The organism is Pseudomonas sp. GW458-11-26-14-LB4 (genome assembly GCF_059423925.1).
Genome location: NZ_JBWKYU010000021.1, coordinates 12,166 through 25,136, shown reverse-complemented (window position 1 = coordinate 25,136; position 12,971 = coordinate 12,166). Strand labels below are relative to the sequence as shown.

Here is a 12,971-nt window from a genome sequence, read left to right as displayed (position 1 = left end):
GATTAGCATCACGCCATCTTCACGCCAGGCGTCAGGGCCGCCGGCAACACCAGACTTGGAGTTTCCAGCGAGGCCACCGGGTACGCGCAGTAATCCGCCGCGTAGTAGGCGCTGGCGCGGTGGTTGCCCGAAGCGCCGACACCGCCGAACGGTGCGCTGCTCGCAGCACCGGTCAGTTGCTTGTTCCAGTTGACGATCCCGGCACGGCTTTCCAGCCAGAACTGCTGGTAGCGCTCTTCGGAATCCGACAGCAGACCTGCGGCCAGGCCAAACGCAGTGTCGTTGGCTTCGGCAATCGCGGCTTCGAAATCGGTGTAGCGAATCACTTGCAGCAACGGGCCGAACAGTTCTTCATCGGAACGCTCGGCAACCGCCGTCACATCCACGATGCCCGGGGTCAGCAGCGCCGACTGCGCCTGCGGCTGCGTCATCGCCAGCAGCGACACCGCGCCGTTGGCCAACAGATGCGCCTGGGCATCCATCAACGCTTTTGCCGCGCCAAGGGAAACCACCGAGCCCATGAACGGCGCCGGCTGCTGATCGAACGCACCGACCTCAATGGTCGAGCTGACTTCCACCAGACGCTTGAGCAGGCTGTCGCCCCACGCGCCTTCCGGCACCAGCAGACGACGGGCGCAGGTGCAACGCTGACCGGCAGAAATGAACGCCGACTGAATGATCGTGTACACCGCGGCGTCGAGGTCGGCGACCTGATCGACCACCAGCGGGTTGTTACCACCCATTTCCAGCGCGAGGATCTTGTCCGGGCGACCGGCGAACTGCTGGTGCAGGTGATTGCCAGTACGGCTTGAACCGGTGAAGAACAGACCGTCGATGCCCGGGTTCGCCGCCAGAGCGATCCCGGTTTCGCGGGCGCCTTGCAGCAGGTTCAGCACGCCGGCCGGCAGACCGGCTTCGATCCAGCACTTGACCGTCAGCTCGGCGACTTTCGGGGTCAGCTCGCTTGGCTTGAACAGCACGCTGTTACCGGCCAGCAGCGCCGGCACGATGTGGCCGTTCGGCAAATGACCTGGGAAGTTGTAAGGGCCGAACACCGCGACCACGCCGTGGGGCTTGTGGCGCAACACGGCGGTGGCGTCGCCCAGCGGGCCGCTCTTCTCGCCGGTACGTTCGCGGTAGCTCTGCACCGAGATCGCAATCTTGTTGACCATGCTGGTGACTTCGGTCGCGGCTTCCCACAGCGGTTTGCCGGTTTCCTCACCGATGGTGCGGGCCAGCTCGTCAGCGTGGTTTTTCAGCGCAGCGGCGAACGCTTCGAGCACGCTGATGCGATCTTCCAGGGTACGACGGGCCCAGCCCGGGAACGCCTGACGCGCAGCCTGCACGGCCGACTCGACCTGAGCGGCAGTGGCGCCCTCCCCCGACCACAGCACTTGCTGGGTCACCGGGTTCAGCGATTGAAAGGCCTCGCCCTGACCGGCCAGCCACTCACCTGCGATGTATAGCGAATTCATTATTTCGACTCCCGGGCAGCAGACAACGCCACGGCGCGAACCTGATCGCCAGCGTTGAGTTGAAGACGTTTGGCGGTCAGCGGATCGACCACCAGCGTGCCGGCGGCCAGACGGGCCGGCGCCGCCGTGATACGGCAGTCTTCGCGTTTGCGGTTATGGATGATGAACGGCGTGGCGTCGTCGCCCGGCGTGCCGATAGCCAGCACCAGCGCTTCGCTGTCACGCACCGCGCGGATCTTGCTGGTCTCGCACTCGATGGCCGGGCCGGCGTCGAAGATGTCGACGTAACCCTGATAGCTGAAGCCTTCGCTCTTGAGCATCGCCAGCGCCGGCTCGGTGTCCGGGTGCACCTGGCCGATGACGTTGCGCGCGTCCGGCGACAGGAAGCAGGTGTACAGCGGAAATTTCGGCATCAGTTCGGCAATGAACGCCTTGTTGCCGACACCGGTCAGGTAATCGGCCTGGCTGAATTCCATCTTGAAGAAGTGACGGCCCAGGCTTTCCCAGAACGGCGAACGGCCGGCGTCATCCGACACACCGCGCATCTCTGCGATGATCTTGTTGCCGAACAGTTGCGGGAATTCGGCGATGAACAGCATCCGCGCCTTGGACAGCATGCGACCGTTGAGGCCGGTGCGGTAATCGGCGTGCAGGAACAGCGAGCACAGCTCGGAGTTGCCGGTCAGGTCGTTGGCCAGGAACAGCGTCGGGATCTCGCGATAGATGTTCAGTTCCTGCGAGGCGCTGACGGTCAGGCCGACGCGGAAGTTGTACCAAGGCTCGCGCAGACCGACGGCGCCGGCGATGGCGGAAATCCCCACCACGCGACCGTTGTCGTCTTCGAGCACGAACAGGTAGTCCGCGTCGCCACGGCCGGCTTCACCGCGAAAGGTCTTCTCGGCCCAGCCGACCCGGTGGGTCAGGCGCTCTTCGTTGGCCGGCAAGGTGGTCAGGCCGGTGCCGGTGCTGCGGGCCAGGTCGATCAGAGCGGACAAATCGCTGCTGCGTACGGGACGAACAATCATGCTATCTCCTCAAACGGGCCGCCGTGGCCACCCGTGAAACTCGCTAAGGCGTTAAACCGCCACCAGGCGCACGCTGGCACCTTCACCGACGCCCAGGGCTTCGGCCGCTTCCAGATCCAGGGTCACCGGTTTTCCCGGCGCGTAATCCAGCTCGAGCAATACCGCGCGGTAATCCTGCAACTGGGCGTTGGCCACCAGATACTGGCGACCGGCACCTTTGACCGGCTCGCCGAGTTTCACCGGCACCACGCGGCTCTGGGCGATCGAACGGATCCCCGAAACACGCGCATGCAGGGTCGGGCCACCGTCGAAGATGTCGATGTAGTGATCGGTCTCGAAGCCTTCGCGCATCAGGATGTCGAAGGTGATCTGCGCACGCGGGTGTACCTGGCCCATCGCTTCCTGAGCGGAGTCCGGCAGCAGCGGCACGTAGATCGGGTAATGCGGCATCAGCTCGGCGAGGAACGTCCGGCTTTTCAGGCCACACAGACGCTCGGCCTCGGCGTAGTTCAGGTCGAAGAAGTTGCGACCGATGGCGTCCCAGAATGGCGAGTCGCCGTTCTCGTCGCTGTAACCGACGATCTCGGTCACCACCGAATCGGCGAACCGCTCAGGATGGCTGGCGACGAACAGCAGACGACCACGGGAGTTGAGCTCAGACCACGGTGAACCCACCAGCTCGCGCTGCACGTAGAAACTGGTCAGCAAGCTGTTGCCGGTCAGGTCGTGGCACTGCGAAAGCACGTGGATCTTGTTGTGGATCTTCAGCTCGCGGGAAGCGTGCACGAAGGTCTCGTTGCGAAAGCTGTAGAACGGCTCGGAATAACCGGCCGAAGCAACGATTGCCGAGCAGCCCACCAGTTTGCCGGTGGCGGTGTCTTCGAGGACGAAGAAGTAACTCTCTTCGCCGTTGAAGCTCACTTCGGCGGCAAACGAAGCTTCGCTCGCAGCGATCTTGTCGCTCAGGCGTTCAACGTCATCCGGCAAGGAAGTGACACCAATCGGGCTGTCCGCAGCCAGACGCTGTACCTCGCCCAGATCAGCCATTTGCGCGGGGCGCATCACCAGCATGGTGTCACTCCTTTCTCTACTTCAGGTCGGCGAAAGCGCCGACTCGGGAAAAAAATGCCGGGCAGGCCCGGCACAGGAAAATGGTCCCGGCGCCTGTCGATCACGACAGACGCCGGGCGGTCTTGCATGAATCAGGCTTGGGTCAGTTTCGCCGCAGCACGTTCGAAGCGATCCAGACCGGCGTCGATGTCCGCGTCTTCAACCACCAGGCTCGGGGCGAAACGGATTACGTCCGGACCAGCCTGCAGAATCATCAGGCCTTCTTGTTCAGCGGCGTTGAAGATGTCCTTGGCCTTGCCTTTCCAGGCATCGCTCAGCACGCAACCGATCAGCAGACCGAGACCGCGCACCTGGGTGAACAGGCCGTACTTCTCGCCGATCTGTTGCAGGCGGGTCTTGAACTTGTCGTGCTTGGCGTTGACGCCGTTCAGCACCTCAGGGGTATTGATCACGTCGATCACCGCTTCGGCCACGGCGCACGCCAGCGGGTTGCCGCCGTAAGTGGTGCCGTGAGTGCCGACGACCAGATGTTTGGCCAGCGCTTCGGTGGTCAGCATCGCGGCGATCGGGAAACCGCCGCCCAGGCTCTTGGCGCTGGTCAGGATGTCCGGCACCACACCGAAATGCTGGTAGGCGAACAGGTTGCCGGTGCGGCCCATGCCGGTCTGCACTTCGTCGAACACCAGCAGCGCGTTGTTCGCGTCGCACAGTTCACGGGCGCCTTGCAGGTAAGCCAGCTCGGCCGGCAGCACGCCGCCTTCGCCCTGGATCGGCTCCAGAACGACCGCGCAGGTCTTGTCCGAAACAGCGGCTTTCAGCGCCGCCAGATCGTTGTACGGCACGTGAGTGATGCCGGTGATTTTCGGGCCGAAACCGTCGGAGTACTTCGACTGGCCACCGACGTTCACGGTGAACAGGGTGCGGCCGTGGAAGCTGTTGAGCGCGGCGATGATTTCGTACTTCTCGGTGCCGAAACGGTCGAACGCGACGCGACGGGCCAGCTTGAAGGCGGCCTCGTTGGCTTCGGCGCCGGAGTTGCAGAAGAACACGCGCTCGGCAAAGGTGGCGTCGATCAGCTTGTGCGCCAGACGCAGCGCAGGCTCGTTGGTGAACACGTTGGACACGTGCCACAGCTTGTTCGCTTGCTCGGTCAAGGCACCAACCAGCGCCGGGTGCGCATGGCCCAATACGTTGACGGCGATGCCGCCGGCGAAGTCGATCAGCTCGCGGCCGGCCTGATCCCAGACGCGGGAACCGGCGCCACGCACCGGGATGAAAGCGGCAGGCGCGTAGTTGGGAACCATAACCTGGTCGAAATCGGCGCGTCGTACCGCAGCGTGCTCAACGGACATCGGAGTCTCCTGATGAGGGCCACCCGCCTGAAACTGGCGAGCGATGGGGGGATTGTAAGGACAGTTTTGTGCCCGGCCTTGTCGCCAAGCGACAACTTCTTATAGCGCAAACCCCGGTTTTTCCCGGGTTTACGGCAATGCGACATATAGCGTCGCAAAGGCGCAGTTTAAACTGCCGCCAGCCATTTCAGCAGGCCTGCGAGCATATCAATTGCGACGGGATGGCCTGTCATACATATGTACCACCTGACACAAGATGCATTTTGCTCTGCTTGAGCTCTTTTTCGACGCTCAAGGACGCCAACGATGCCATCCACCACCGGGCAATCGCCCGCCAGTTCGCCCACGCCCGGTGCGACCGCACAAAGCCCCGCTTCCCACTATGAACCGCTGGTGAAAGCGATCCCCGATTGGTTGGGCAAGGCATCGTCCGCCAGACGCACCGCCCTGAAGAACAACCGTCGCGCCCTCCCGGATCCGATCAAGTCAGCGCCTGCCTCGCAACACCAGGCGCTCAGAAACGCCATCACCCGGCACATGAGCGCGCAGAACGCCGTCGATCAAATGCTCGAACGGATACAGAACGCCAGCACCTTCGCCGAGCCCATCCTGACCGAGGCGCTGAAAACGCGTTTCGACCTCGAGCTGAACGTCAAGGAAACCTTTCTGCAGTTGTACATCCCGGTGAAGGCCGCAGGCATTACCACCGGCACCCGGACGTGGACGGTGTCGCTGCTGGACGCGGCATTGCATAACTTCGAGGCGGGCGAAACAGAACCCGGGGCCTACGCCAGCGGCTCCTCGTTCATCACCCGCCCGACCGGGACCGGACAATTCGAGACACTGGCGCCACTTAATGCAGAACCCGGCATTCCAGCCTTCAGCCGACTGTGCCGGGAACTGGATATCGGTGCCCGCTACAAAAGCTACCTGGAGGAAAGTCTCGCGCTCGCCAACCCGGTGGCAGCTTCGGTGCTGCGGCACAAGGTCAATACCGCGCAGAAAACCGCACTGCGCGCCGCACTGAAGCTGGCGCGGATGAATGGCGACATCGGAGAAGCGAATCTGCATTCGATTGAAAGTCTGCTGGACGGGACATCCGTGGTTTTGATGAACGGTCAGCCCATGCTGTGCCACGATTTGACGATGATGTCGGTCGCACTGACCGGAATCCTGGTGTTTGCACCTGACCTTAAAAGCGCGAAAACCGCCGTTGCAGTGGTGGCTTACATACCGGACGACCCCGATCATCCGATCAAGGAGTACCTCTCCACGGGCGACCTCGCACACGAACTGATCCGACAGCTGCGCGATACGGAGTACCAGCGATTCTTCAGCCGCTTCGTCACTCACGAACAACGTGGACAATTTTTCGGCCAGCTCAAGCAACGTCTGAGCAAAGTGCAATGGCACCCACCACAAGCCGGCAGTCAAATGCCGCCGTGGCGCGACACCCTTATCGAAAGGCCCGACCTGCAATTCTCGGCCACCCCCATCGCCGGTGAACTCTGGGAACATCTTTATCAGCGCAAGCTCAACAAAATCCTCAACGATGCCGCAGTGATCGCTGTTCCCACTGCCATGGTCGATCGCAATGCACGCTGGAGGCGCTGGGATTCGTTTGTCAGTGTCGCAACGTCGATCCTGGAAATCGCCGCGTTCGTCGTTCTGCCGTTCGTGCCGTTTCTGGGTGAAATGATGATGGCGTACATCACCTATCAGCTGCTCGACGAGCTTTTCACGTTCTATGTCGATTTGGCCGAAGGCCAAACCACCGAAGCCTGTGCGCACTACTTCGCTGCACTGGAATCACTGATTCAACTGGGTGCTTTCGGGATTGGCACCAGTGTCGCCATGGCCGAACTGCCCAAGGTACTGCCGCCCGAAGTGGTGGCATTCATGGATCGGTTTCAACCCGTGAAACTGCGCAACGGCAAAACCCTGTACTGGAAGCCGGATCTGAGCAGCTACGCCCGTGACACCCTGCCAGCGGCAGGCTCCCTGCCCGACGCCCAGGGTCTGCACTGGCATCAGGGCAAAAAACTGCTACCGCTGGATCAGACGCACTACGCGGTCAACGATCACGAGATACCCGGTCAACTGCGCATCGAACACCCTTCACGTACCGATACCTACGAACCTGTCGTGCGGCATAACGGCGAAGGGGCTTTTCACACCGAGCTGGAAAATCCGCTGCGATGGGACACCAACACTGCGTTGCAGCGAATCGGCCACAGCGTAGAGGCATTTACCCCGGCGCAGCGCGAACGCATTCTGAAAATCAGCGGCTACACTGAAGACGGTTTGCGCAAAATGCATGTGAATCAGGAACGCATACCGCCGCTGCTGGCCGACACTATTGAGCGTTTCAGAATCGATCAGGATTTGCAGACGTTCATCGAGCATTTGACCAGCGACGAGCCAACGGTTTATCGCAAGGCCGATCCGCTGATCCAGCTGCAATTGCTGAACGAACAAGGCTTGTGGCCGAAAACCAGAAGGCTGCGCCTGATCGACGCCGAGGGAGCGACGCTCTGGCAATCCTCCGATGATGTGCAGCTCCCGCTAACGGACGTTCACGTTAATCGTCTGATCGACAACGACCTGCTCAAGACATTGCTGCGGGCTCTCGATGAACCCGAAATCAGCACCCTGCTCAATGAAGAGTTCGGGCAAAAAATCGCCCTGGATGTACGCGTCCGTCAACTTCGCAGCCGACTCGCGCAGATTGCCAGGCAACAGCGCCCTGCCCTGTTCGAACAACGCTATGAGTCAAGCCAGCATCGCGCTACACCGCTGGTGAAACAGGTGGCGCGGCACGTACCGAACCTGCCTGTCAGGATCACCGAAGAACTCATTCACACCGCCACCGGCACCGAACTGACGCAGCTAAGTGAAGACGTGCTTCCGGAGCGTCAGCAACAGCTCTCTGAAACCGCATTGCACGAGCTACGCATCACCCGGGCTTATGAAGGACTGGAAATCGATTCGGTGCATAACCAGGATTCCGAGACTTTGGCGCTGCACAGCCTGCCGCTGCTGCCAGGCTGGTCGGACACCGTCAGCCTTGAAGTGCGTGACCAATCGTTCGCAGGAAAGCGGCTCGACACCACCGGTCCCATGGGCGCCCCTATCGAAAAAATCCTGGTACGCCGAGCCGATGGCACGTGGCAGCCGTTTGATCAGGCCGGACTGGAATTGCACGGCCCGACGGATTTCTACACCAGCGTGCTGCAAGCCCTGCCCGACGACCGACGTCAGGCGTTGAATCTGCAAATCGGCGAAGGACAAAAGCTCCGCCAGCTCATTCGCGACAATCCTCTGCCACGCGACAGTCTGCGACTCACACTGGCGGTCGAATCCTCTCCCGCCACCGACGTCGACACTTTGCGCCTGCTGGGCACTGACGGTTACTCACGCAATCTGTCACCCGATGGTTCTCCGCCGACCCTGGACATGCGGGTGCGCGATGTTTTTCCCGGGATCACCCAAGAAGGCCTGCAGGCCATGGTGCAACGCCTGCAAAACCATCTGGAGAATCCGATCGCCGAGCTGTCACGACTGCGCCTTGAATACGCCCGCCTGGAAAACGACCTTGATCTATGGCGCCTGAGAGACGTACGGATCGATCCCGCCACCGGCCAGGAACTGTCTATCGCCCGACGAGCTGCCGCCGCTCGTGATCGACAGCTTTTCGCCCGAACCCTGCTCAGCTGCTGGCGCCGCGAGACTCCGGAACGCTTTGGCTATCGCATGCGTTTTATCGAACCCTTGCTGGGCGATCTGCCGGTGCTGGCGGCAGACTTCAGCCATGTAAACAGCCTGGAACTGAGCGGCAGCGGAGCATCGGCAGGCATCGAAACATTTATTGAACGCTTCCCTCTTTTATCCCGACTCGACCTGCAGAACTTCGACTTGCACACCCCGCCGCAAAACCTCTCGACCCTGTCCGCGCTGCGCCGATTAAGGCTGCGCAAATGTGGAATCATCCTGACCCCGGAAAACCAGACGCTGCTCACTTCACTCAATGAACTGGTTGAACTGGATCTCAAGGACAACCCACTCGGCAGCAGCTTCGATTTAACCTTCCTGCCATCGCTGACCTACCTCAACCTGTCCCGCACCGGGATTGCCGAAGTCCCGCCCGGCTTGATCGATCACCCGCAAATCAGGAGCGCCTGGCTGACCGATAACCGGATCACCACACTGCCTGAAGCGTTGTTCGAACTCTCGCCTGCTGCGGCTGCCGGATACGACTTTTCCGGTAATCCACTCACTGCCGCCACACGCGAGCGGGTAAAAACCTGTTTCACCCGCACCGGCGTCAATTTTGGCGTACGTGCCGAACAGGCCGATATCACCCGCACCACGGCCCTGTTTCCAGATATCGATGAGGGCCAGGCCAGCGGCCTGATTTATCGCCTGCCCGGCTCACTGGTTCAGGGCCGCTTGCAACTGACGGCGTGGGAAACCGAGCTGGCCACGCTGAGTGCCGATCTGAATCTTTGGGCCCGAGACATTCCCGACCGCGACCCGATCAGCGGCGCGATGCTGGAAGCCAACGAACGCTTCACCGAACAGGATGCACGCGAGACGTTTGCCGGCAATCTGCTGCGCCTGTGGCGTCACCGCTCGAAAATCCATCCGCACGCCAGGGCCGATGTTTTTACGGCCGAGGCCAAATTCATTGGTGACCTTCCGATACTGAGCGCGGACTTCAATCACATCACTGCGCTGACCATCAACGGGAATAAAGGCTTGCGCGGTGACGCGGCGTTTCTGCGAAGTTTCTCCCGGCTCAAACGGCTGTTCTTTCGCAACGGCCAACTGGATCAACTGAGCGAGACACTCAAAAACCTGTCGACGCTGGAAGTCCTGGTGCTGGATAGCTGTGGCGTGAGCCTTACAGCCGAATCACTGACAGCGCTGGCCGCAATGCCCAGACTCGAATCACTGGAGTTACCGGGCAATCCGCTGAATCTGGTGCCCGATCTGCAAACCCTGAACTCGCTGACCTACCTCGACCTTTCACGCACGGGCCTGCTGGAAGTCCCGCCTGGCCTGATCGACCATCCGACGCTCAAGACGGCGATCCTCAGTGAAAACCAGATCACCGAATTACCCGAGAGCCTGTTTGAATTATCGGCTCAGGCCGGTGACGGCTACGACCTCTCGAACAATCCACTGAACGCCAGCACTCGCGAGCGGATCAAACAATACAACCGCGAGACCGGGCAGGATTTCGCCGTACTCGCCGACCTTGCAGATATAGAAACCACCCAGCAGCTGTTTCCCGACCTCGACGCGCAAGACGCCAGCGATGTGTTCTACAGCTTGCCGGGCTCGATTGAACATGGCCGAAGCCAGCTGCGGCACTGGCAGGCAGAAATCCGCCAACTGGATGCCGACCTTGCACGGTGGGCAGCGGCAGGACCGAGTATTCATCCGGACACGGGGCAGGTGCTCAATCCCCGGCAGGTGTTCGTGATGCAGACCAACAGAAAGCTGTTTGCCCAACGAATCGAAGAACTGTGGCGCTTCCGGTTTGCCGAAAAAGCCACGCAAAGGGGCAATGTGCTGATCGCAGAGCTGCCGTTCATTGGCGATTTGCCCGTGCTGTCGGCTGACTTCAGCCACATCGCCGAGCTGACCCTTGACGGCAATCCGGCCCTGAGCGGCATCGATGCTTTTCTTTGGCCTTTCACCGGCCTGCGTCATCTGGAACTGCACGAGTTCAAACTGGAGCAATTGCCCGAAGCTTGCGAACGCATGCCGTTGCTGGAGCGCCTGGTGCTGGAGTACTGCGAGCTGACCCTGACGCCGCCGACTCAGGCCCGCCTGTCGTCCATGAGCCGTCTACAGTTCCTCAATCTGAGCCACAACCCGCTGGGCGCTGCACCAGAGTTGAAGACCTTGCCGGCGCTGACTCACGTGCGCCTGATCGACACCGGGATCTCTCATCTGCCGGAAGGCCTGGTCGAGCACCCGACGCTGATCATGGCCAACTTCGAACACAACCGGATCAGCGAGCTTCCCGACAGCCTGCTCGATCGCCCTGCGCTTTCACCCAACCAATTCATGCTTGGCGAAAACCCGTTTTCACCCGCCACTCGCGAGCGGATCAAGACCCGCTACCAGCACACCCGGCAAGACTTTGGAGTACCGATGCCGACGGCGGACATCGACCGCGTGCGCGTTTTGTTTCCGACCCTCGACGCCGAACAAGCCAATCGAATGTTGTATTTGTTGCCGGGAACCGTCGCTCAGGGTCGACTTCAAATCGCTCAGTGGGAAACGCAATGGCAGCAACTCGATACAACCCTCAACCGTTGGGTCAGTGAGGTTCCCGAGCAACATCCGTCAACCGGTACGCCACTCACAGATGAGGACAAAATCGTTGAACGCACCGGCCGCGATCAATATCGCCGTGACCTGCAAGCGTTCTGGCGCGCACGCTCGACCGCACAACCGGAGATGCGATCAGACAGGCTGATCATCAATCTTCCGTTTATCGGCGAGCTGCCCTCACTGAGCGCCGACTTCAGCCATGTCACCACATTGTCGATCACCGGCAACGCCCAATTGCGCGCCGGCGATGTTTTCTTCGACGCCTTTTCAGGGCTGAAAACACTGGAGCTGCGCGATCTTGGATTGCAGCAAATACCGGATTCGTTCCGGCGTATGCCAGCCCTGGAAAATCTGGTACTGAGCAATTGCGCGGTGACGCTGGATGTCGAGGGCCGTTCCACCCTTGCTTCGCTGACACGATTGAAAAAACTCGACTTGTACAACAACCCTCTGGGACTGGCGCCAGACATCCGCTCCTTGCCGGCGCTGGATTTTCTCGATCTGGCCGGCACCGCGATCAGCGAAATTCCCGACGGAATGATCAACCATCCGCAACTAGAAATCGTCATCCTCAACAACAACCGGCTCAACGAAATTCCTGACGAAGTTTTCAACCTGCCGGCGGAAATCGGTAACGGTTACGACTTTGGCAACAACCCTCTGAGCCCGGCGTCGCGAGAGCGCGTCAAGGATTACTTCCGGCGCACCGGGGGTGATCTGGGCGTGCTTGCCGAAGAGGCAGATCGGGCTCGGGTGCAAACGCTTTATCCGTCGCTGGACGATGATCAGGCCAGCACCTTCCTCTATCGCCTGAGTGGCACGTTGGCTGATGGCCGTCAGGAAGTAGCAAGAAGGGAAATGGCGCTGAGCGATCTCACCCGCAGCCTCGCTCATTGGAGCAGCGACATCCCTGTGAGTGCGCCTGACGGCCAACCGCTGCCCGTAACCGAGCGACTGCGTCAGGAACAATTGCGTACGCAGTTCGCCGAAGCACTGCTGACCTGCTGGCGCCAGATCCCGATGGAGGACTCGAGTCTCGACAGTTTCGGGTTCAGCCACACTGTGAGTTTCATCGGCGAGTTGCCGACACTCGGCGCCCCATTGCCCTACGTGCCGGACCTGTTCCTGGTGGGTGAAGGCCATTCATCAAGGCTCGGACGCTTCCTTGAAGCTTTTCCCGGCCTGGACAGCCTGGCCATTCGCGAATGCGATCTCGGCGATATTCCCGAGGATATTTTCACCATGAATCAGTTGACCGCCCTGAGCCTGCCGGACTGCAAAATCAGGCTGACACCCGAATCGGCAGCAGCGCTGGCGAGCATGGACAAACTCGAGGTACTCAACCTGCGCGACAACCCGCTGGGGCTGACGCCGGACGTCAGCAACCTGCATGGCCTGACCGACCTCGACCTGAGCGATACCGGAATTACCGAAATACCGCGAGGCGTACTGGAAAACCTGCACTGGAACGAGATTGATCTGTCCGGCAATGCGATCACAGACGTGCCGGAAGAAATCATGGATGTGCCCGCGGCAGTCGGCGACCGCTACGACTTGCGCGATAACCCGTTGTCGACCGAGAGCAAAGCAAGAATCCGGGCCTACTATCAGGAGACTGGCAACAACCTGAACGTCGCCGGCATCGACGATACACCGCGCCCGGCTGAAATGAGGCCTGATCTGGAAATCGAAGACTGACC

Annotated in this window: 5 protein-coding genes; 1 reads left to right on the top strand and 4 read right to left on the bottom strand. The window is 60.7% G+C overall.

Translation table 11 applies throughout. The features are described from left to right. Nucleotides 1-8: 8 nt before the first annotated feature. The 4 genes from astD to AC07XZ_RS23455 all read right to left on the bottom strand — a co-directional run bounded on the left by astD (nt 9) and on the right by AC07XZ_RS23455 (nt 4,923). Nucleotides 9-1,478 (bottom strand): succinylglutamate-semialdehyde dehydrogenase, encoded by a 1,470-nt coding sequence (gene astD, locus AC07XZ_RS23470; RefSeq protein WP_166673453.1) that lies wholly within the window; start codon nt 1,476-1,478, stop codon nt 9-11. After that, a complete protein-coding gene (gene astA / locus AC07XZ_RS23465; RefSeq protein ID WP_064598805.1) occupies nt 1,475-2,500 on the bottom strand; it encodes an arginine N-succinyltransferase in 1,026 nt (341 codons plus the stop codon). Before astA ends, astD begins: the two co-directional genes overlap by 4 nt. 51 nt (nt 2,501-2,551) lie before the next feature. Further along, nucleotides 2,552-3,571: an arginine/ornithine succinyltransferase subunit alpha gene (aruF, locus tag AC07XZ_RS23460; RefSeq protein WP_011335535.1), complete on the bottom strand. Its 1,020-nt coding sequence runs from the start codon at nt 3,569-3,571 to the stop codon at nt 2,552-2,554. Between the two features lie 131 nt (nt 3,572-3,702). After that, entirely contained in the window at nt 3,703-4,923 is a 1,221-nt protein-coding gene (locus AC07XZ_RS23455) for an aspartate aminotransferase family protein (protein WP_102688618.1), read from the bottom strand. 306 nt (nt 4,924-5,229) lie between these two features. On the opposite strand from AC07XZ_RS23455, the gene AC07XZ_RS23450 reads away from it, so the two are divergent. Then, on the top strand, nt 5,230-12,969 hold the full coding sequence (locus tag AC07XZ_RS23450) for a dermonecrotic toxin domain-containing protein (RefSeq protein WP_102688619.1): 7,740 nt from the start codon (nt 5,230-5,232) through the stop codon (nt 12,967-12,969). The last annotated feature ends 2 nt before the right edge of the window (nt 12,970-12,971 follow it).